This is a genomic window from Salinimicrobium profundisediminis (assembly GCF_026241755.1).
Taxonomy (GTDB): Bacteria; Bacteroidota; Bacteroidia; order Flavobacteriales; family Flavobacteriaceae; genus Salinimicrobium; species Salinimicrobium profundisediminis.
Genome location: NZ_JAPJDA010000006.1, coordinates 50,758 through 72,409, shown reverse-complemented (window position 1 = coordinate 72,409; position 21,652 = coordinate 50,758). Strand labels below are relative to the sequence as shown.

Sequence of the window (21,652 nt, the reverse complement as noted above, 5' to 3'; positions counted from 1 at the left end):
TTGGATAAAAAAATTATTCATTCCCACTATACCATACTTCCGGAAGAACCAGACTGGAGTTCGTGACATTATCCCTGTCCAGAGGGTGAGGGAAACTCTCCACTTTCCCAAACGTTTTGATTCTATTTTTTCTTATAAAGGTAAATTCAGCTACTACAGGTACCTCAACCTCGTGGACAGTTCTTATTCCACAGCAGTTATTGGGATGAATATGTACGCAGAAATGATTTTTAAGCAGCTTCTTAAAAGCTTTTGTGGCTTCATAGTAGTATATTGGATCTGATAAAAAATGGAGACCGTGAAATTCAATTACAATTATTCTAAATTTTTCGAGGACCTTTTCTGAAGTTGAGTTTAGTACTACAAATTCATGCCCTTCAATGTCCATTTGGAGTAAAAGATCATCGGAATTTGCCATTTTTGAATCTTTGACCCATTTATCCAATGTAACATATTTTCCCCTGGTTTTATTTCCAAGGAATTTTTTGGTAAAATGGAATCTACTGTCTTGAATTGCCGGACCATATACAGAGGCATCAGCCATAAATATTTTCATGCCAACTTCCGCACAGTCCAGCTCAAAATCGCTTAGGTTACCTACGCCGGGTGAAAAACAAGCCTTTATTCCTTTAAGGTCATCTGGAACCAGATATCCTCCATCACTTTCTCCTCCAAGACGGATTAATTTTTTATCAGTCTTTAAAGGCTTCAAAATGGATATCAACTGTAATATATCATCCCTGGATGGATTGGGATAAATTTTCCTCCTAAGAAATTTATTTAATTTAATAATCAACTCTTTAAATCTCATACTTACCTAATTTAGAATCAAAGTGGATATCACCCCATCCCTTATTCCACCTAATAAAAATCCCTGAATTTTTCTCTTGTAGAACATCAAAGCCAATAGATTCAAATGCCTGATCAAAAATGATAAAATTCGACTCTTTCAAACTGCCATTAGCTACTGAAAAGTTCAAATAATATTCTCCGGGAGATAAATTATGATTTGGAATCTTTAAATCTACCCATTGTTCCTCATTGTTTACAACTATTGAATCTGAAAAAAACGACCCAATCCCGAAACCGCTTTGGTTTACAATAGTACCAGTAATACTAATGGGTACAGCAAGGGATGAATTTTTCTTTATGAGAATATGAAATATAATAGGAATATCCTGTTGAAGATTTTCATTTAAAGATCGAACTTTCACAATTTGAAATTCTTTTGAAGTTTTCTGTCTTCTATGATCCTCGCTTATAGTATTTTCTCTTTTTGGAATAGCTTTCGTATTTAACAAATAATGATCCACACTCTCTATTGCTTCTCCAGAAAAATCTATCATTCCTTTGTCAAGAACAAGACCTCTTTGACAAAGAGTTTTTATGCTCGCCATATTATGGCTTACAAATAAAACTGTTCTCCCTTCCCCTGTAGAAAGATCTTGCATCTTGCCAATAGCCTTTTTCTGAAATTCTGCGTCCCCCACAGCAAGCACCTCATCTACCACCAGAATTTCCGGTTCCAGATGTGCGGCCACGGCAAAACCCAGCCGCACTGTCATTCCACTGCTATAGCGCTTTACTGGGGTATCGATGTACATTTCACAGCCTGAAAAAGCTATGATCTCATCGAGCTTAGCTTTAATTTCAGTTTTTGTCATTCCCAAAACTGCACCATTCATAAAAATATTTTCCCTACCTGTAAGTTCGGGATGAAAACCGGTTCCTATTTCCAGTAAAGAAGCAATTCTACCCTTTGCTTTAATACTGCCCGTAGTTGGGGCGGTTACCCGGGAAAGTAGTTTGAGCAAAGTAGATTTTCCTGCACCGTTCTTACCAATAATCCCCAGTACTTCCCCTTGTTTTACTTCAAAATTAATATCCCGAAGCGCCCAAATGTAATCTTCGGTTGCTTTGGCCTTTCGATCGTTTACGCCGCCCACTTTCAAAAAAGGATCTTCTTTACCTCTTAAACCATACCACCATCGTTTTATATCATCGCCTAAAGTCCCCGTCCCCACCTTTCCGAGGCGGTATTGTTTCGAAATGTTTTCGGCTTTAAGGATGGCACTCATCTTTAATAGGTAAGTTTAAAAGAAAATTACTTATGGTTATTTATTTCCCGGGGGAAAATAAGAAATTTTTCAGGGTTTCCCTTTATTCCAATTCCAAGTCGGAAAATTATTTCAGACAAGAACACAATTCCCTCTGAATTTCAGATTATGAATTATTCATCAATTTATTCCAAATCTAATACAACAGACAATTGAATATCAACAAATTATACTGTATCAATAAAATTCTTTTCGGTACGATTAAAGACAACCAGTCCTAAAAGGAAAAGAACAACCGAAACACCAAGTGTATAAAAAAACCCACTCCAACTAAATACCCCCAAATCTAAGACCATATATCTAAATCCTTCTATAATTTGGGCTAAAGGATTATATTGTACCACCCAGGCCAGAGACGGTACTTTATGTGAAACTTCACTCAACGGATAAGGTACCGCTGAGATATACATCAATAATGAGGTGGCAAAACCCACCATAACGGTTAGATCCCGGTATTTCGTGGTAAGAGCTGAAATGATCATTCCCGCACCGAGGCCTAGTAATGCCATCATTAAAACATAAACAGGAAATAATAAAAGATTAGCGTTAGGACTTAATTCAAAGCCCCTAATCAAGAAATAAAAGTAAAAGACAATTAAGATCATCAACTGAATTCCAAATTTGAAAAGTCCGGCTATAACTGTTTTTAAGGGCATAATTACACGTGGAAAATAAACTTTCCCAAAAATTCCGGCATTAGCGGTGAAAGTATTGGACGTCTTAGTAAAACTCTCATTAAAGTAATTCCAGGCAGTAATTCCCGCCAGATTAAACAAAAATGGAGGTACATTCCCAGTAGGAATGTCAGCAATGTTATTAAAAATCAGGGTAAAGATTACAGCGGTAAAAAGAGGTTGAATAAAATACCATAAAGGCCCCAAAATAGTCTGTTTATAAACCGTAACGATATCCCGTTTCACGAACAAAACAAGCAAATCCCGGTATTGCCAGATCTCCCTAAAATTAAATTCGATCAACTTTCGTTTAGGGGATATTTCATAAATCCAATCGTTGTTATTTCTTTTCTTCAACATTCTAATATTGGAATCAAAAATTTATTGTCCAGTAAAGCCCAAAATATCAACTACTACCTGAAATAATGAGATAAAGGTATTGCAAATGTCTGCATTTATCTTGTTCTTTTATGAGCTTATAATTTCAGCAATTGAAAAGATAGCTTCTCAATATAAATCTTGCTATATTTCTAAAATTTTAAATTTCTTTATTTGTTTAAAAACATCAGGCTCTTATAAATGTTATCTTTGAGCTCCCTCCAGCGGGAGATATTTTTACCTCTTTCAAAGAATAATTATATTAGAACAGTAAGGATTTCATTATATAAATGGACAACTGGCTATTAAGGTATTACATAAGCCGTCAATTGTGTCCCTTCCAGGCAAGGCTGGATATTGTTCTATAATTTGCTCAAGCTCCTGCCAATCCCTCTTTTCCTGAAAAAATAACGGCTGATAAACAATTAACCCCACTGATTCAAAATAATCCTGAAATTTTACACCATCTCCAAACAACTTGTTCGAAAATTCCACCCAAACAGAAGGTATTTTATAGGCATGTGAAACAATTAAGCCATGAAGGGAGGAAGATATGGTTTTTTCACACTGAAGAATTTGCCAGGTTACTTCTTCCACATCCATGGTCATCAAATCTATCACAAGGACTCCGGGAGAGTCCCGGTACTCCTGCTCCACCTGTTTAAAATCATGATAATGTGGAATAATTCCCAGTTCATATTTCTTCTCCACCTCAGGCTGGAAGAATCTTGGCAGTAAAAGTGCAGGATCTCCGTATATCGCAGGGCATCCATAACCGGCTTTGAGAACAGCCTTCCTGGTTTGTGGACCGCGTACTGCCAGAAAATTAGCAGGTGGGATCATTTGCTTCCTATCTATGATCCCACTCCCCCATACCACACTATTTTTTGTAGCATGATGAAGAATACTTCCAACCGCCAGGAAATTTTTCCTGTTAAATCTATACCACGGCTGTTTTTTAGGATGGACCCATTTTACAGACCGCCCCGAAAGTTTTTCAACCAGGTATTTTGAAAGTAGATCACCATAATTTTCTTTTTGTTTAAAAGAAAATTTAATTTCACTCCAATAGAAAAGTGGTATTGCTTCTTCTTTTTTTGCCATGTCCCTTAAAGTCGTGGTACCTTTTTAATATCAAGAATGAATACGAAAATAGAAGAATAAAGGGACTATTGAGAAGAATCTCGCAGAAAACATAATTAAAATTAGAATGGGATAGTTCTTTTGAACGACTTTACCGTCCCAAGGAAGTTACATTCTGAGCTAAAAAGATATATTTGCTTCTTAAACAGGTATTCACTTGAAGAAATTATCTATTCTTATTGCAGCATATAATGAAGAGGAAAGTATCATCTCACTTTTAGAAGTACTCGCAGATCTTGAACTCCATTACCCTTTAGAAAAAGAAGTAGTTGTCGTAAATGACGCCTCTACAGATAACACAAAAAACCTGATTGAAAATTTTACGAGGTCCAATCCCGATCTTCCTGTAACCTTGCACCATCAGGAATCCAACCAGGGGAAAGGGGCAGCTTTACACAAAGCTATTGAATTAGCTACGGGAGACCTCATAGTCATACAGGATGCAGATCTAGAATATGATCCAAATGAATATAATCATTTATTGAAGCCAATTATGACCGGAAGAGCAGATGTCGTCTACGGCTCCAGATTTATGGGCGGAAATGCTCACAGGGTCTTATTCTTCTGGCATACTATAGGAAATAAATTCCTTACAAACCTTAATAATGCTTTCACCAATCTCAACCTTACTGACATGGAAACTTGTTACAAACTTTTCAAATCAGATATTCTTAAAAGTTTAGTGTTGAAAGAAAAAAGATTTGGTTTTGAACCTGAAGTGACTGCAAAGATATGCAGAATACCAAAAATCAGGATCTATGAAGTCGGAATCTCATATTATGGTCGCACCTATGAAGAAGGCAAAAAGATTAACTGGAAAGATGGGATGAAGGCGATTTATTGTGTATTTCGATATAACATATTTCGGTGATGGAAGAGTCTATTACAGATAAAACAGGTAAAGATACCTTACAAATCATTAGTGAGGCTAACGGGTTTAACAATTGGATGTTTCAAACCATTCTCCCTTTTACCAAAGGAAAAATCCTGGAAATAGGAAGTGGATTGGGAAACATTTCTAATTTTTTCCTACAGACTGAGCGAGAAATAATGCTCACTGATCTACGGAAAGAATATTGTGAGTTGCTTGAGGTCCAATTCAATTCAAAAATTAATTTGTTAGGGATAGATCAGGTGGATCTGGTTCATCCGGAGTTTGACTACGTGTATAAGGAGTATCTGGGAAAATTTGATACCGTTTTTTCCCTCAATGTGATTGAACATATTGAAAATGACCATCTCGCGATTGGGAATTGTAAAAAACTACTGAACAAGAATGGTCATTTAATTATTCTTGTGCCTTCTTACCAGAAATTATATAATAAGTTTGATAAAGAATTGGGTCATTACAGAAGGTATACATTGGAAAACCTATCAGAGTTATTCCTTGAAAATAACTTTGAAATTTTACACAAACAGTATTTCAATGTTATGGGAATCGTAGGATGGTATTTCAGTGGCAGCATATTAAAAAATAAAAGCATCCCCTCCAGCCAAATGAAATTATATGAAAAACTTGTGCCTGCCTGGAAAATGCTGGACAAAATAGTAAAAAACAGGGTTGGGCTCTCCTCCATAGTAGTTGGAAGAAAATAAAATTATGAAGTGAAAATATTAACATCTCTAAAAATAGGTTTTGGATTAACTTTTCTTTTTGTATTCGTGTACAACGGACTCGTTGCTTTAGATAATAAACATCAAGCGGAAGGAGATGCCTGGGATTATATTCATCTTGGACTGAGTATTGCAAAAACCGGGAAATACGGCCATTTCGATGCGTCCAGAGAACAAATTATTTCACATTTCAAGGCTAATAGAATAGATTCCGAAAAATATGATTTCACAGAAAGTACTGCATTCAGGCCTCCAGTTTGGCCATTACTGATAGCTGGTATATTTATAATATTCGGGTATAATCTTACATACTTGATTGCATTTAAATTCCTCCTACACCTATTGGGGATGTACTACTTTTATCAAATTTTAAAGACTCTAAAGGTTCAGGAAATTATAGCAATAGTGGGTGTTTTTTTATATGCCATAAGTCCGGCCTGGCAGCTTTACTCGCGGGTTTTCTTATCAGAACCTATTACTCTGTTTTTTATCACCCTTTGGCTTTATCTTTTGGTGAGATTCGTAAAAAATAGATCTGGATTTTTACCGCAGGCCCTGGTAGGAGGTATTCTTGTTCTGGCTCATCCTTATTATATATTTTTACCTTTTTCGGTTTGGTTCATTCTTTTTTTATACAAAGAACTTTATTTCAAAATTTTTCTTTTTTCCTCTATAATATGTGCTGCCGTTATTTCTATTTGGATTGCCAGAAATTTTATAGTCCTGGACTCAAATAGTCTAATCCTCACAACTTCATCAGGAGCGGTTATGGCAAAAGGCTGGAATAAAAAGGTTAAAAATGAGCACACCAACACACAAGGGGATTTGGCAGATGAAACATTGGTATTGAAATATATTGACTATGACAGAATGAGAGAATATGATGAAATTTCAAAAATGCGTTTATATAAAGAAGCCACTTTAGCCTTTATATGTTCTAATCCTGAATTAATACTTCCCACAGTAAGCAGAAAACTTTTAAGTGCTTTTAATCCATTTCCGGAGACTGCGAAACCGGGGATATTGGAAACCGGCAGGTGGGTTTTTCAACTATTTGCTCTAATAGCTATGGTCTATCTCCTGGCATTCTCTAAAAACAAATTGGTTCGATCCCTTGTACTTGCGCTAATTATATCTACTATTGGTATTACCATCATCACGTATTCCGGTTTTAGATTTAGATCTCCCCAGGCAGGTCTGGAATTATTATTTATGATCTTTGCAATTAGAGAGATGACCAAGAGAAGAAGCTTAAACAAAGGCTGAATTTTCAGCATCAACCAGAAATGTCTATTTTTGATTTCAGTAAAATTTTATGCTCATAGTTGCCAATTATCATTATATACGGGAAGATTTCTCCGCCCCCTATCCGAGCATATTTGGGCTAACTCCGCAACAATTCCGTAGCCAATTGGAGCAGCTTTCCAGATTTGGAAATTTTATTTCGCAGGAAGATTTACTTTACCATCCAAAAAGGGCATTTGATAAAAACTTTTTTCTCATCACTTTTGATGATGGTTTAAAAGAACAATATGACCTGGCACAGCCTGTGCTGGAGGAGATGGGGATTCCGCATGTGTTTTTTATCAATACCTTCAACTTCAGTGACAACAAAGTTTCTTTGGTACATAAGATCCATTTACTGCGGTCACAGATACCCCCCCTAGAGCTGCTGCAGGAATTGGAGGTAAATCCACTTTCAGAAATAGAAGAAAAAGCTGCCTTAAAACATTACAATTACGACAGTAAAGAGAACGCGCTGTTGAAATACCTGCTCAATTTTAAACTCAGCCACGAGGAGCAAAAGAATTTTGTGGAACCTTTGTTTGCTGAGGTCTTTGAGGAAGAGAAAATTGCAAAAGAACTGTACTTCACAGAAGAAATGCTTCAGGAATTACATAAAAAAAGGGCTTTAGGGTCTCATTCACACCGGCATTTGCCCCTGGGACGGCTTAAGGCTTCTGAAGTAAAAAATGAAATGCACAAGACGCAGGATTTCTTTTTGAAGCGATTTGGCAAAAAGGCCATTTCCCTTAGTTATCCCTATGGCTCCCGGGATTCCTGTGTAGGAATTCAAAAAATGGTAAAAGAGGCAGGATTCGAGTTGGGCTTTAGTATGGAAAGGGCAGCTAATGCTTCCCTGGAAGAAGACAGTTTACTTTTAGCCAGATACGATTGCAACGACCTGCCCGGAGGAAAAAATGACCTTTTTGAAAATAAAAATCCTTTTGAAAAAACGGCTTTTAGACAATGGCATACTTATGAAAATAGTCTTACTCACAAGCGATAACCTGCGGCATAAATATATTGCCCATTCTCTGGCAGTGCAACTGGACCTGCCCCTTATAATCACTGAAAAGAAATCTTCTGGAATTACCGAAACCTGTTCTTACGGCGAAGAGGAGGCTTTGTTCATCAAAGAACATTTTGAAGCCAGGGAAACTTCAGAAGAACAATATTTTAATGATTTCCGAAAATTCCCATCAACTTCCACAGTAATAGAGGTAAGCTACGGAGAGATAAATTCGGCACAGGTTGGTACAGCCATAGAAAAAATAGAACCTCAATTTATTGTCCTTTTTGGCACCTCAATTATAAAGAAACAGCTCCTGGAAAAATATCCCGGTCGCATTATTAATCTACATCTTGGAATTTCTCCTTATTACCGGGGTTCTGCCACCAACCTATTTCCTTATTTTTATAAAGAACCCGAATGCGTGGGCGGTACGATTCACCTGGCAACTACTGCCGTGGATAGGGGGGATATTTTGCATCAGTTTCGTCCCAATATCGAACAGGGCGATAATCTTCACGATATAGGAAACAAAACAATTTTAAAGGCTGGCAAAATCCTTCCTAAAATCCTAAAGAAATATAATGCCAGAAACATCACTCCAAAAAAACAAGAAAACTCCGGAAAGCTTTGCAGGAATAAGGATCTTAGTCCGGAGGTGTTAAAGGAGATCTACATGAGTTTTGACGGAGGTTTAATGGAGGATTATTTGGCGGATAAGAGAAGAAGGGATGAGGCTAAGCCCATTGTCAAGAATTACACAAATTAAAGTGGATTTCACAGATTAAGCACTAAATTCCAAAATGGAACCTGTCAATTAGCGGGCTATAACAAAGATATTCGTGAATTCATGGCTGTTTTCAATTTACAATTAAAAATTACCAAATAACCCATCTACAATTAACCATTCACCAATTCCCCATTCCCAAAAATCCCTATATTTGAATCCAACCAAATCTGCCGCCTTGACCGCTAAAAAGAAAATTCTTATTCTGCTTCCTGATGGAGTGGGCTTACGGAATTTTGCCTTCACCTCTTTTGTAGACATAGGAGAAAAAATGGATTGGGAGGTGATCTTCTGGAATCATACTCCTTTTGATCTTTCCTGTTTAAGCTATAAAGAAATTAAGCTGGAAGGAAGGGCAAAGGCAAAAACTGATCTCCTCAAAAGAGCGAAAATAGAAGCAGAGCTTGACCATTTTACCAGAACATTTAAAGATCCTGTATACCAGACCTATAAATTTCCGGCTTCACAAAAAGGTATAAAAGCCCAGATCAAGAATAGTATTATAAAGTATTTGATTCATAGTCACAGTAGTGAGAAGGGCTTGCAGGAGCTCCGAAGTAAGATGCAAGCTTCAGAGAGAAAGGGAAGATTCTATGAACACTGCAAAGCAGTCCTGGAAGAGGAAAAGCCAGACCTGGTTTTCTGTACAAATCAACGCCCAGTAAATGCTATTGCTCCGCTTACTGCCGCCCGGGATTTGGAAATACCTACTGCTACTTTTATATTTTCCTGGGACAACCTACCCAAGGCGACTATGGTAGTTGATACAGATCATTATTTTGTTTGGAGCGCTTATATGGCGGAAGAGCTACTGAAGTATTATTCCCATATCAAACCGCAACAGATTTTAATTACGGGTAGCCCTCAATTCGAACCGCATTCTGATATGAGTTTGAGACAAAGCCGGCAGGATTTTTTTGAGGAACACGGTTTGGATCTTTCGAAAAGATATATTTGTTTCAGCGGAGACGATAATACTACCTGCCCGGATGATCCTCAATATCTGGACGACATTGCTGAAAGTGTAAGACAACTCAACAACGAAGGCAGGAGTTTGGGAATTGTTTTCAGGAGATGTCCGGTGGATTTTTCGAATCGATATGATGCTGTACTGGAAAAACACCAGGATATAATTATTCCTGTCAATCCGCTTTGGAAAAAAGTGGGAGATAATTGGAATTCTATTTTACCAACTATAAATGATCTTGCATTGCAGATCAATACCATAATTCATACAGAGGCTGTGGTGAATCTTGCTTCTTCCATGGTTTTCGATTATGGAATTTTTGATAAACCTTGTCTATATTTAAACTACAAAGTAAAAAATAGAACAGATAAATCCTGGACACCGCAGAAGGTTTACAATTTTGTCCACTTCAGGTCTATGCCTTCTAAAAAGGCCGTTTTCTGGCTGAATTCCAAAGATGAGATTCCTGAAAAATTAGAATTTGCACTTTCGGCCAAACCGGAAGATTTTGAGGAAACCAGGAAATGGTTCAAAAAAATAAATATACATCCCCCTCAAGAGGCTTCGCAGAGGATTTGGGAGAAGATTAAAAAAATAGTTTTAAAATAGTTTAATCAGCCCCCTAACTGTGCTCTTCAATTCCCTTGCTTTCCTGGTCTTTCTCCCTCTGGTCTTTATCCTTTACTGGTCTTTCAAAGGGTCTAAGAAAATCCAGAACATAATTATTCTAATTTCCAGCTATTTTTTCTATGGGTGGTGGGACTATAGATTTCTTGGATTGTTAGCTCTAAGTACCCTTGTTGATTATTTAATAGGTTTAGCTCTTGAAAACCAAAAAGAAAAGAGCGTCCGGAGATCACTTCTGGTTCTTAGTCTCTGTGTGAACATAGGCATCCTGGCCTTTTTTAAATATTTTAATTTCTTTCTGGAAAGCTGGACAGAAGCATGGGGAGGTTTGGGTGTAAATTTCAATATCTCAAGCCTTAATATCATCCTTCCGGTAGGAATTTCTTTCTATACCTTTCAGACATTAAGTTATATTATCGACATTTATAGAGGAAAAATAAAGGCGACCAAAAACTTTATAAATTTCGCTGCTTTTGTCTCCTTCTTTCCTCAGTTAGTCGCCGGCCCCATTGAGAGGGCGGCCAATCTCCTACCTCAATTCAGGAGGAAAAAAAGATTTATTCCCAGTCAGATAATTTTTGGGCTAAACCTGATTTTGTGGGGGCTGTTCAAAAAGATAGTTATTGCCGATAACTGCGCGATCTATGCCGATTCTATTTTCAGGAATTATGAGAATTTAAATTCGGCCACTCTACTATTGGGCGCTTTTTATTTCTCGTTCCAGATCTATGCCGATTTTTCCGGATACACAGATATAGCCATAGGTGTCGCGAAATTATTTGGATATGACCTGATGCGCAATTTCAATTACCCATATTTCTCCAGGAACATAGGCGAATTCTGGAGAAGATGGCATATTTCTTTATCTACCTGGTTCCGGGACTACATATATATCCCATTGGGAGGCTCACGAGTGGGAGAATGGTACCGCATCAGAAATATCCTGATAGTTTTTCTTTTAAGCGGTTTCTGGCATGGAGCAAACTGGACTTTTTTAATTTGGGGCGGAATTCATGCAGCTCTTTTCATTCCTCTATTAATTACGAAAACGAATAGGAAATATTTAAACCCAAAACACAGCAACTCGATTTTTCCCTCCTTCAGGGAGCTTCTGAAGATCTTGGGAACCTTTTCTCTCGTAACTTTCGCCTGGATATTCTTTAGATCGGAAAGTGTTTCTGCCGCATTTGAGTATATCAAAAGAATATTCATGTCCTTAAAATTTGATATTGAATATCTTCCGATAGAAAGATTCAGCGTTGAATTAGTGCTACTTCTTTTAATATTCATAGGGTTCGAATGGTTTCACAGAATGGCTGAACATCCTTTCACCGGTAAACTAAAATGGTTGAAAATAACTGTTGTAGTATTTATGTTACTAACCTTAGGAGTATATTCTGACTATCAGGAATTTATTTACTTCCAGTTCTGATGAAAAAATTTCTCCTATACATATTAAAAATATTAATGGTTTTTGTGATCGGCTTGCTGTTGTTGGAACAGACTTATGATTTCATTTTTGCCAATGGAGTTATCCGCTCCAAGCATCAAAAAGTACAATCCTTAGAAGAAGGGGAATATTTCGAATATGTTTTTTTAGGGTCCTCCCGTACAGAGAATAGTATAGACTGTGAAGTTGTTGAACAGATCACAGGCAAACCCTGTATTAATCTCGGTATTTCCGGCAGCTCACTTCAGGATTCTTACGTTCTTTTAAAGCTTCTAATTGCAAAAGGAGTAAAAGTAAAGCATGTGTTTGTTCAGGTCGATTACTCCTATAATGAAAAAGATATAACCTTATCTCCTGCATTCAAAGCCACACTCATCCCCTACAGGAAGAATCCGGTTATACGGGAGCAGCTCCTTAAAGAAGAAGATGGACCTTACATCCTGAATGTGCCGTTCTATGGCTATTTGAAGTACGAAAAGGTTGTTGGCTTTAGAGAATTCTTTAATCAGACAATCCGCAACAAAACAGGAAGGAATTATGAAAATGGATTTTTTCCACTTACTGGAACAGGTAAAAAACTCTATGGTTCCCTACCCTCTGAAATAGCAGATAAAAATAACAGTTTGGTCGAAATTCAACAACTGATGTCACAACAAGAAGCTAATTTGTATTATTTTTTGGCTCCCTATTGCTCCGAAGTTAAGAACCGGGAATACGCAAAAAAACTTCAGGATAAGCTACCGGAAATGTTTAATTATATTGACATTTTTGACAGGAAAGAAAATTTCTTTGCTGATTGCGGACATATTAATTTAGAGGGAGCTAAAGAATTTACAAAGATCCTGATAACAGACTTCCTTCAGCGGGAGACAAAGGCTAAGAATTGATGTATGAAGATAGCATGATAACCGACAACAGATTGCTTCGCTGCGCCTGCCGGCAGACAGGCAGGCTCGCAATGACAACTCACAACTGAGAACTGATAACCGATAACCGATTATGCACATAGGCTTCCTCACTCCAGAATATCCTCACTCCCGTTCCGGTCCTGCCGCGGGACTCGGCACCAGCATAAAGAATATGGTGACTGCCCTTGTAGAAAATGAAGTAAAAGTTTCCATTTTTATATTTGACCAGCAGGAGGATCACATCTTTACCGAAAACGGGATAAAATTTCATTTCATAAAACATAGGAGCTTTAAGCTATTTGGATGGTACCTGCACCGGAAATTCCTTCAGAATTACCTCAACAAATATATTGCTGTAGATAAAATTGACGCCATAGAAGCCCCCGACTGGACCGGGATCACTGCTTTTATGAAACTGTGTTGCCCTTTGGTAATAAGAATGAACGGCAGTGATGCGTATTTTTGTAAACTGGAAAACAGAAAACAGAAACAAAAGAATTTCTGGTTTGAGAAACTGGCGCTGCAGGGAGCAGATCATTTATTATCCGTGAGCAAGTTCACTGCAGAAGAAACCCAAAAGATCTTTCAGCTTAAAAAGGAAATTAAAGTAATTCCCAATTCCATAGATGTAAAGCGATTTCAACCCCTACAGGAGAAGATGCAGGAAGGAAGTATCCTTTACTTTGGAAGCATGATTAGAAAAAAAGGTGTCCTGGAGCTGCCCGCGATCTTCAACAGGGTCATAGAAGAATTCCCCACAGCACGCTTCTTATTTGCAGGAAAGGATGTACCGGATAACCGCACCGGGAGGTCTACCAAAGAATTAATAACAGAAAACTTCTCTCCCGAAGCAGCAGAAAAGGTGGAATGGCTGGGAAGTCTGCCGTATGAAGCTATACTTGATGAAATTGCCAAAGCCCGGGTAGTGGTCCTTCCTTCCTTTGCTGAAGCTTTGCCCATGACCTGGATCGAAGCCATGGCCATGGAAAAAGCATTGATAACCTCAGACATTGGATGGGCAAAAGAGGTTATGATAGAGGGGAAAACGGGTTTTATGGTTAACCCTAAAGATCATGAAGCCTATTCAGAAAAAGTAGTTACACTATTAAAGGACCCTGAACTAACAGAACAGTTTGGAAAGGCAGCCAGGGAACGGGTCTTAAAAAAGTTTTCTACAGAAGTGGTGGTAAAGGAGAATATTCGGTTTTATGAAGGAGTTGTCAGTAGTCAGAGGATGGAGCACGGGTAAATTACGGTTCTCAGTTGTCGGTTCTCAGTTGCCGGTATTTTTAATTATTTGTTTGCTGTTTACCCTTCTTGTTAATTGTTTATTGCATAATTGTCAATTGACAGAGGTTGTTTGTAAACTATCAATTGGCTCCTTGTTAAACTCCTGTTCAAGTCGTAAGGTAGTTTCTGTTCTTCTTTCAATGCCCATTGTTTGAACTTGTTTTTCTTTTCACCCCATTGAAATATGCGGCTAAAGCGCTCTATAGTACCTACAGGATGAATTTCCACCTCCTTAAAAAATTTTCTACCTGCTGTTTCGAAATGTTTACTGCTGAAACTACGATCGGGATGTGGGTCATTATTTTTCCACTCCTGAAATTTCTCTTTTTGAAATTTGGAGGGACGATTTCCCACCGGAATATGCCAACGGAGTTCATCCAGCAATTGCAAATTTACGGCAGGTTCGAAAAAAACGAGCTTCCCCGTTTGAGATTAAAAGTCGGGCAGTTTCTGCCAAAAATTTCTCTTCCAGAGGAATTTCCAGGTGATGAAGAAATGCCTTACCAATTACGAAATCAAACTGGTTCCCCTTCAGATTATTCTTAATGAAATCCCCGGAAATAAATTTTATGGGATGTTTAAATTCATAATTCTCATTTAGCAGTTCTATAATCCTTCCACTGGAATCGGCAATATCATTCGCGTACACCTCAGCACCGAGAGCTGCCATTATCGCTGCATTCGTACAATCCCCACATCCCATTTCCAGCACTTTCTTTCCCGCTAGTCTATCCCTGAAATTATTTTTATAGATCGCAAACCAACTGATCTCGGTAGTAGTCACCGAATCGAGGAAGGTATTCAGGTTGTTGATCCAGTGCAGAATATTACTCACCTGCCCGTCTTTATACAAGCGATCATAGTGTTCCTTGTTCTTGTTCTGATTTTCTGTACTCATTAAAAAGGTTTCACTTCCAATAATCCTGTTTTTAGCTTGTTCAGCTTAGCTTCGGAAATAAGATTGGGATATTTTTTAAACAGGTCTGAAATCTTTTCCTCTGAAATTTCGTTTTCTATAAATTCCGCTTCATAAGTTTCCAGTTCAACCGATTCCAGGTAATCGGCATACTTAATCTCGTTCCCGAAGATCTTGTTCGACATCTTCACCCAGACTGCCGGGATTCCGTAGGCATGAGCAACAATTAAGCCGTGCAAGGAAGTGGAAAGAATGCGATCACATCCAAGGATCTCTCTGGTAGTCGCCTCTACATCCATCGTGAGCAGTTCTATCACCTTTACTTCCTGCATGCCCGCAAAGACTTCCAAGGCATTTGAATAATCGTGATAATGTGGTACTATGCCCAATTTAAAAATCTTTTTTACTTGTGGGTTATAATAGTCCGGCAGCAGGATAGCCGGGTCTCCATATACTTCAGGACACTCATAACCCAATTTTAAAAGATATTCCCTGGTTCTGGGCCCACGCACTGCTCTAAAATCAGCTTTTTGAAGCTCCTGTTCATGATCTATGATTCCGCTGCCCCAAACTACACTATCCCTGGATGCGTGATGTATGATACTACCTATCGCCAGCAGATTGGCTTTCTTGGTTTTGTACCAGGCCTGTTTTTTAGGATGAACAAAGTTCGTCTCCTTTCCGCTGATCTTCTCCACCAGGTATTTGGAAAGTAAATCCCCGTAGTTCTCTTTCTCCCTGAAGATAAAGCGCCTTTCACTCCAGTAGAAGAGAGGGATTTTTTTGAGGTTCTTAAAATTGAAAGGCTTTTTCAAAAGCAAAATTTAATCAATGCCGAAGATAAGTAAATATGGTTTGGCCTGGAAAGAGTGGAAAAGATCAACCTAAAATTCTGTTTTATTGCCTGAACAGAATTTTGCTGGTTATTTTTCAATAACGGTTAAGTAATTCAAAGCATTCCTTTTCCATGCTTCCTTTTCTTCCTGACTTAGAGGAGTTATGGATAAAACTTCAAACCTTTTGACAATATTCCCCTCTCCATCCATTTCGTGCTTTCTAGTTGAAACCTTCTTCAAATCCAAACAGATCTTAACTAAATCATATTTTAGTACGTCTTCAGGAAAAAAGTACTTATATGAATCTAAATTTAAGGCTTCAGCTATTCTTGTCAGCATTCTAATATTGTACTTAGAACGAATCTTTGGATTTTCAATATTTCCAATATAGCCTTCAGATAAGCCTAAATGTTGTGCTAAAGTTACTTGATCCATGTAGGGTGTAGCTCGAATCCGCAATTCACGCACCTTTTCAATTATAAAAAAATCTAGATATGAGATAATTATTTGAATTTTCATTTGAGCTTTCTACAACTAATGAAAGAAGGCAATTCAAAAAAAAGTTTCACATACATATGAGTATGTAAAAGTTTTTTATATATTTGACTAATATTTATAATAAATTTGCTAACCTTCTTTAGGTAAAACATTAGAAGCATTCGCTTTGAATCTCGGATTGAAAACTGGTAATTTTTAGACAACGAGATGATAAGCAAGATGCTCACGACCCGGGCGTGGGCTCTCTTATCGTTGTCAGGTATACCAGTACCCCAATCCGGTAAGTAGAGTATCCACGCCTTTTTGATTCCCCTCATTAAGACGTCCCCCCGTTACTCTTCTTTTCAAAGCCATTGCTCCTTCTATAGAAGTTTCTCAATTACAGAAAGAACTTTGGCTTTGCTCTGTTTTTATTAGCCTTATTTCATATTGAAGAGCAAGCCGTGTAGGGTCACTGGAAAGTACCCGTGGGTTAACCATTACACAACTCCTACAACCTGTAATGGTGATGGGTGGGTGGGCGACATTTTGCCCTCTTTGGAGGGATGAAGAAAGCTAATTTAAATGAGATGCCAATGACACAGTATTAAAAGAACTTCACGCAAAATTGCCGGTCCCCCCAGGCATTTTGCACCACCTACACCTGTTCCAGGAACGGGTTAACATCAATAAAGGCCTCCCGGTCACTTTTTGCGAAGTACGACGGAAGGCCTTAAATCAAACAAAACCTAAGTTTCATTTAACCATTACAATATTATGAAAAATAACTATGGCCGGTACATTGTGATCACGCTAATCACCATAATTATCTTTCTCTTTGCATTAACCGTTAAAAGTTATGCAGCAGGACTCCCGGCCGCTCTACAGGAGACGGTAACAGGGACTGTGAAAGATGAAGCAGGAATGCCCCTGCCGGGCGTCACCGTTACTGTAAAAGGCAGCAACAGGGGCACAGCTACAAACATAGACGGGGAATATCAAATAACAGTTGCACCACAGGGAACGCTGGTATTCTCTTTTGTAGGATTTAAAGTCATGGAAGTACCCGTTGACGGGCGGGGTGAAATAAACGTAAGGCTGGTAGAAGACATCACAGCCCTTGATGAAGTACAGATAAATGCGGGATACTACAACACCACCAGGAGAGAAAGCACAGGAAACATCTCCCGTGTCACTGCAGAGGAGATAGAACTCCAGCCGGTTGTGAGTCCGCTCCAGGCTTTGCAGGGCCGTATGGCCGGGGTAGAGATCATTCCCGGGGGTAGTCATCCAGGGATGGCACCCACTATAAGGATTAGAGGAACCAACAGCTTACGGGAAGAAGGAAACTACCCCTTGTATATTATAGATGGGGTGCCTATTAATGCAACTCCTGTAGAGACCAGCTCCCTCGCGGGGTATACGGGGATAGATCCTTTGAGCAACCTCGATCTTAATAATATTGCGAGCATTGAAGTATTAAAAGATGCAGATGCCACGGCTATCTATGGATCCCGTGGAGCAAATGGGGTGGTTTTAATCACCACCAAAAAAAACCCGGGCGTGGGCTCTCTTATAGAGGCCAGGTTCTATTATGGAACAGCCACGGCACCGGGTCGACTGGATTTATTAAATACGGAAGAATATCTTGATATAAGGCGCAGAGCCTTTGAAAATGACGGGGTAGAACCTACTGCGCGTAATGCCTATGATTTACTGCTGTGGGACCAGGAACGGTATACAGACTGGCAGGATTTCCTTATTGGCGGGACAGCAGAAACGACCAATGCCAACCTAACCTATTCCGGAGGAAATGAAACAACATCCTTTCGTTTGGGAGGTTCTTATTTTAAACAAAGTACGATCTACCCGGGGGATTATGATTACAGGAAAATGAGTGGGAATTTAAATCTACGCCATCGTTCAATAGATAACAAGTTTAATTTGCAACTCTCCACCAATTACAGTAGGAACATCAACAATCTCGTAGGGAATGTAAGTTTCAATGCCGGCACGATTTTTCTTCCACCTAATGCCCCGGCAATTTTTAATGAGGATGGTAGCCTCCACTGGGAAGACTGGGGAGTTGCAGGCCTGAGTAATCCGCTCCAGGGCTTTTTCAACCAGAGCACCACCCAAACCAATAACTTTATCACTAATGTAGCTTTATCTTATGAATTTCTTCCCGGCTTACAATTCAAAACAAGCCTGGGATATACTTATTTTGATTCTCAAGAGCTGCGGAAACAACCAAGAAGATCTTATAATCCTTCAGGAGCCAACACCAGTAATTCTTCCCACATCAAATTAAATCGAAGCTCCTGGATAGCCGAACCCCAACTGCATTTCAGACAGTCCTTTGGAAAATTAAATATAGAGTCCTTAATAGGAGCCACTTTCCAGGAAAACGAAAATTCCCTTGAGCGCTTTCAGGCTATTGGATATGTAACTGAAGCTTTAATAGGAAAATTAGCTGCAGCTGAACGAATCTCCTTTCCAAGGCGGGAGAACTCAGAGTACCGATACATTGCCCTGTTCTCAAGATTAGGCCTCAACTGGGATAAGAAATATTTTTTAAACTTAACCGGAAGACGGGATGGCTCCTCCCGATTTGGCCCTAATAATCGCTTTGCTAATTTTGGAGCGGTTGGAACAGCCTGGATCTTTACTGAGGAAGGTTTTATTGAAAACAATCTTCCTTTCCTAAGTTTTGGGAAACTTAGAGGCAGCTATGGCACAACCGGAAATGATCAAATTGGAGATTATGGGTATCTCGATGCTTATGAAGCCACTACAGGTCCAGGCGGGCTCTACCCCACCGCCCTTGCAAATCCCAACTACTCCTGGGAAGTCAATAAGAAGTTGGAGGGAGGCATCGAACTCGGATTCTTTGAAGATCGTTTAAGGTTGGGTGTTAGCCGTTATCAAAACAGGTCTTCAAACCAACTGGTGGGTTATCCCCTGCCCTATACTACGGGCTTCTCTTCTGTACAAGCCAATCTCCCTGCCACTGTAGAAAACAGCGGATGGGAATTTGAATTTACAAGCTTCAACGTATCGAATAAAGATTTCGCCTGGGAAACGTCTTTCAATTTTACTTTCCCAAGGAATGAACTGGTAAGCTATCCTGACATAGAACAATCATCTTACGCAAACACTTACAGGGTGGGACATCCACTAAACATTGACCTGTTATATGAATATACCGGTCTGGATCCTGAAACAGGGTTTTATACCATAAGAGATGTAAATGATGATGGCAGGTATGACTACAATGACAGATTAATTATCAAAGACATGAACAGGAAATATTTTGGAGGTATGAACAACAGTTTCTCCTTTAAAAATATCTCATTGCAATTCCTTCTTCAATTTGTAAAACAGGAAGGTAAGTTAAGTAACTTCAATATAGGGAGGATTAATAATATTCTTAAAGAGGCTTTGAACAATGAAGACTCTTACCAGACCATCACCCAATCTTATGAAGGATATCTGGGATCGTTTTATACTCAAAACTCAACATTCCCCTATCGAAATGCTTCTTTCCTAAGGCTCAAGAACATTTCTTTAAATTATGATTTACCTCTCCAGTATATAGAAACCGCCGGCCTTGAAAATTTCAGGCTTTTCCTCCACGGTCAGAATCTTTTGACTTTTTCCTCTTTCGATGCCATTGATCCGGAACAACAGAATCCAACCAGTTTTGGAAATCTAAGATCCATTACAGGAGGTCTTCAAATCAACTTTTAAATAACCCTAATATGAAACAGAACCATTTATTCAGGATTCCTTCCTTTGTACTCCTCCTTCTCATCTTAATTTCTTGTGAGGATTTTATTGAAGTAGAAGTTCCCAATAATCAACTTATTCAGGAGGTAGTCTTTGACAGCGACGACACTGCCCAGAGCGCCATGATAGGGATCTATAATCAACTCTTCCTGGCTGAATTCGCAAACGGCCATTTTTCCAGTGTCACAGTATTATCAGGACTGTCCGGGGATATAATAGAAAACCATAAGAACTATCCTTCAAGAATACAGTTTGAAGATCATCAATTGGAACCAAGCAACCCCGAAAACCTATACATATGGTCTAGTGCGTATAATGTTGTCTATATGACAAATTCGATGCTCGAAGGACTTCTTGAATCTAAGAACCTTTCGCCTGCATTAAAGCAACAACTTGAAGGAGAAGCCCGGTTTATTAGAGCTTTCAGTTATTTTTATTTAGCCAATTTATATGGAGATGTTCCTCTTTTGTTGACTACCGACTATAATGAAAACAGATTGGCCTCGCGAGATCCCGTGGCCGACGTTTATCTTCAAATCATTGAAGATCTTGAGATTTCCCGGGAGCTTTTGAGTACAGATTATCGTGACGGAGAACGAACTCAGGTAAATACGACTGCTGCTACAGCCCTCCTGGCACGGGTTCATTTATACCTGGAAAACTGGGAACAGGCAGAAGCGCTAAGCACCATGATAATTGAAACAACCATGCAATACGAGCTTTTGAATGATCTTGATGAGGTCTTTTTAGCAAATAGCAGAGAGGCCATTTTGCAAATCACCCCCCTTGGAGGCGGAGGGTACATGACACAGACGAACGAAGGTTTTAACTTTATAATTGATCCAGTGATCTATTTTATGGCTGCCTTCAAACTCAATAACGAATTTCCTGAAGCTTTTGACAAAAATGACAAAAGATTGCTCAATTGGATTGGCTTTCATGAGGGAGAGAATGCTTTTTTCCCGTATAAATACAAAATATTTACTAGTAATAGCTTTCCAATAACAGAATATTCCATGGTACTGCGTCTGGCCGAGCAATATCTTATACGTGCTGAGGCCAGGGCCAAAATGGGAAATCTGGTTGGCAGCATCGAGGATCTTGACGTAATTAGAGACAGAGCAGGGCTGCCGCTATTGGCTGAAACTGATCCCGGCATTAATCAGGAAAATCTACTTGACCTCATTTTTGAGGAACGCCGGAAGGAACTATTTGCAGAGTGGGGCCATCGCTGGTTTGATCTCAAGCGGAGCGGAAGAGCTGAGGAAGTCTTTGGTCCTGAGGAAACATGGCAATCTGCCGATTTATTATATCCAATTCCTGAAGAAGAACGAATGAAAAACCCCAATCTAAGCCAGAACCCGGGTTATTAATTCCAGAGCAATT

At 38.9% G+C, this 21,652-nt stretch carries 19 protein-coding genes; 11 read left to right on the top strand and 8 right to left on the bottom strand.

Annotated elements, in window-relative coordinates:
• Positions 1 to 13: 13 nt before the first annotated feature.
• From OQ279_RS04915 to OQ279_RS04900, 4 genes are all read right to left on the bottom strand, one after another.
• Positions 14 to 811 (bottom strand): FkbM family methyltransferase, encoded by a 798-nt coding sequence (locus tag OQ279_RS04915; protein WP_266068719.1) that lies wholly within the window; start codon positions 809 to 811, stop codon positions 14 to 16.
• Positions 801 to 2,078, bottom strand: a complete 1,278-nt coding sequence (locus OQ279_RS04910) for an ABC transporter ATP-binding protein (RefSeq protein WP_266068718.1) — start codon at positions 2,076 to 2,078, stop codon at positions 801 to 803. Before OQ279_RS04910 ends, OQ279_RS04915 begins: the two co-directional genes overlap by 11 nt.
• Positions 2,079 to 2,284: 206 nt before the next feature.
• On the bottom strand, positions 2,285 to 3,151 hold the full coding sequence (locus OQ279_RS04905) for an ABC transporter permease (protein WP_266068717.1): 867 nt from the start codon (positions 3,149 to 3,151) through the stop codon (positions 2,285 to 2,287).
• 300 nt (positions 3,152 to 3,451) lie between these two features.
• Positions 3,452 to 4,273, bottom strand: coding sequence for a polysaccharide pyruvyl transferase family protein (locus OQ279_RS04900; protein ID WP_266068716.1), 822 nt, complete (start codon positions 4,271 to 4,273; stop codon positions 3,452 to 3,454).
• 196 nt (positions 4,274 to 4,469) lie between these two features.
• Between OQ279_RS04900 and OQ279_RS04895 the strand changes: the two genes are divergently transcribed.
• From OQ279_RS04895 to OQ279_RS04855, 9 genes are all read left to right on the top strand, one after another.
• Positions 4,470 to 5,183: a glycosyltransferase family 2 protein gene (locus tag OQ279_RS04895; RefSeq protein ID WP_266068715.1), complete on the top strand. Its 714-nt coding sequence runs from the start codon at positions 4,470 to 4,472 to the stop codon at positions 5,181 to 5,183.
• Positions 5,183 to 5,908 carry a class I SAM-dependent methyltransferase gene (locus OQ279_RS04890; protein WP_266068714.1) on the top strand — a complete coding sequence of 242 codons (726 nt, stop codon included), beginning with the start codon at positions 5,183 to 5,185 and terminating at the stop codon, positions 5,906 to 5,908. The genes OQ279_RS04895 and OQ279_RS04890 overlap by 1 nt, the downstream gene beginning before the upstream one ends.
• Positions 5,909 to 5,917: 9 nt before the next feature.
• Positions 5,918 to 7,192 (top strand): ArnT family glycosyltransferase, encoded by a 1,275-nt coding sequence (locus OQ279_RS04885; protein WP_266068713.1) that lies wholly within the window; start codon positions 5,918 to 5,920, stop codon positions 7,190 to 7,192.
• Positions 7,193 to 7,241: 49 nt separating this feature from the next.
• Complete coding sequence (locus OQ279_RS04880) at positions 7,242 to 8,216, top strand: polysaccharide deacetylase family protein (RefSeq protein ID WP_266068712.1); 975 nt, start codon at positions 7,242 to 7,244, stop codon at positions 8,214 to 8,216.
• Positions 8,188 to 8,988, top strand: a complete 801-nt coding sequence (locus OQ279_RS04875) for a formyltransferase family protein (protein WP_266068711.1) — start codon at positions 8,188 to 8,190, stop codon at positions 8,986 to 8,988. Before OQ279_RS04880 ends, OQ279_RS04875 begins: the two co-directional genes overlap by 29 nt.
• 172 nt (positions 8,989 to 9,160) lie before the next feature.
• Complete coding sequence (locus tag OQ279_RS04870; protein WP_266068710.1) at positions 9,161 to 10,582, top strand: glycosyltransferase family protein; 1,422 nt, start codon at positions 9,161 to 9,163, stop codon at positions 10,580 to 10,582.
• A 169-nt stretch (positions 10,583 to 10,751) separates the two neighbouring features.
• Positions 10,752 to 12,032, top strand: a complete 1,281-nt coding sequence (locus OQ279_RS04865; RefSeq protein ID WP_306419742.1) for an MBOAT family O-acyltransferase — start codon at positions 10,752 to 10,754, stop codon at positions 12,030 to 12,032.
• A gap of 35 nt (positions 12,033 to 12,067) precedes the next feature.
• Positions 12,068 to 12,937, top strand: a complete 870-nt coding sequence (locus tag OQ279_RS04860) for a hypothetical protein (protein WP_266068708.1) — start codon at positions 12,068 to 12,070, stop codon at positions 12,935 to 12,937.
• Between the two features lie 112 nt (positions 12,938 to 13,049).
• Entirely contained in the window at positions 13,050 to 14,207 is a 1,158-nt protein-coding gene (locus OQ279_RS04855) for a glycosyltransferase family 4 protein (protein ID WP_266068707.1), read from the top strand.
• Positions 14,208 to 14,278: 71 nt separating this feature from the next.
• Here OQ279_RS04855 and OQ279_RS04850 read toward each other — a convergent pair whose 3' ends face one another.
• From OQ279_RS04850 to OQ279_RS04835, 4 genes are all read right to left on the bottom strand, one after another.
• The gene (locus OQ279_RS04850) at positions 14,279 to 14,632 is read right to left on the bottom strand and encodes a hypothetical protein (RefSeq protein WP_266068706.1); all 354 of its coding nucleotides are present in this window, start codon (positions 14,630 to 14,632) and stop codon (positions 14,279 to 14,281) included.
• Entirely contained in the window at positions 14,622 to 15,146 is a 525-nt protein-coding gene (locus tag OQ279_RS04845; protein WP_266068705.1) for a class I SAM-dependent methyltransferase, read from the bottom strand. The genes OQ279_RS04850 and OQ279_RS04845 overlap by 11 nt, the downstream gene beginning before the upstream one ends.
• A complete protein-coding gene (locus OQ279_RS04840; protein WP_266068704.1) occupies positions 15,146 to 15,979 on the bottom strand; it encodes a polysaccharide pyruvyl transferase family protein in 834 nt (277 codons plus the stop codon). The genes OQ279_RS04845 and OQ279_RS04840 overlap by 1 nt, the downstream gene beginning before the upstream one ends.
• 108 nt (positions 15,980 to 16,087) lie before the next feature.
• Positions 16,088 to 16,519, bottom strand: a complete 432-nt coding sequence (locus tag OQ279_RS04835) for a helix-turn-helix domain-containing protein (protein WP_266068703.1) — start codon at positions 16,517 to 16,519, stop codon at positions 16,088 to 16,090.
• A gap of 735 nt (positions 16,520 to 17,254) precedes the next feature.
• Between OQ279_RS04835 and OQ279_RS04830 the strand changes: the two genes are divergently transcribed.
• Both OQ279_RS04830 and OQ279_RS04825 read left to right on the top strand, forming a co-directional pair.
• A complete protein-coding gene (locus tag OQ279_RS04830; protein WP_266068702.1) occupies positions 17,255 to 20,227 on the top strand; it encodes a SusC/RagA family TonB-linked outer membrane protein in 2,973 nt (990 codons plus the stop codon).
• An 11-nt stretch (positions 20,228 to 20,238) separates the two neighbouring features.
• Positions 20,239 to 21,639 (top strand): RagB/SusD family nutrient uptake outer membrane protein, encoded by a 1,401-nt coding sequence (locus OQ279_RS04825; RefSeq protein WP_266068701.1) that lies wholly within the window; start codon positions 20,239 to 20,241, stop codon positions 21,637 to 21,639.
• Positions 21,640 to 21,652: the final 13 nt, after the last annotated feature.

Bases quoted from the DNA above. Each gene is read 5' to 3' on its own strand.
- OQ279_RS04830 (WP_266068702.1), top strand. From the start codon at position 17,255: ATGAAAAATAACTATGGCCGGTACATTGTGATCACGCTAATCACCATA.
- OQ279_RS04855 (WP_266068707.1), top strand. From the start codon at position 13,050: ATGCACATAGGCTTCCTCACTCCAGAATATCCTCACTCCCGTTCCGGT.
- OQ279_RS04880 (WP_266068712.1), top strand. From the start codon at position 7,242: ATGCTCATAGTTGCCAATTATCATTATATACGGGAAGATTTCTCCGCC.
- OQ279_RS04915 (WP_266068719.1), bottom strand. From the start codon at position 811: ATGAGATTTAAAGAGTTGATTATTAAATTAAATAAATTTCTTAGGAGG.
- OQ279_RS04860 (WP_266068708.1), top strand. From the start codon at position 12,068: ATGGTTTTTGTGATCGGCTTGCTGTTGTTGGAACAGACTTATGATTTC.
- OQ279_RS04835 (WP_266068703.1), bottom strand. From the start codon at position 16,519: ATGAAAATTCAAATAATTATCTCATATCTAGATTTTTTTATAATTGAA.
- OQ279_RS04890 (WP_266068714.1), top strand. From the start codon at position 5,183: ATGGAAGAGTCTATTACAGATAAAACAGGTAAAGATACCTTACAAATC.
- OQ279_RS04825 (WP_266068701.1), top strand. From the start codon at position 20,239: ATGAAACAGAACCATTTATTCAGGATTCCTTCCTTTGTACTCCTCCTT.
- OQ279_RS04900 (WP_266068716.1), bottom strand. From the start codon at position 4,273: ATGGCAAAAAAAGAAGAAGCAATACCACTTTTCTATTGGAGTGAAATT.
- OQ279_RS04845 (WP_266068705.1), bottom strand. From the start codon at position 15,146: ATGAGTACAGAAAATCAGAACAAGAACAAGGAACACTATGATCGCTTG.
- OQ279_RS04910 (WP_266068718.1), bottom strand. From the start codon at position 2,078: ATGAGTGCCATCCTTAAAGCCGAAAACATTTCGAAACAATACCGCCTC.
- OQ279_RS04905 (WP_266068717.1), bottom strand. From the start codon at position 3,151: ATGTTGAAGAAAAGAAATAACAACGATTGGATTTATGAAATATCCCCT.
- OQ279_RS04875 (WP_266068711.1), top strand. From the start codon at position 8,188: ATGAAAATAGTCTTACTCACAAGCGATAACCTGCGGCATAAATATATT.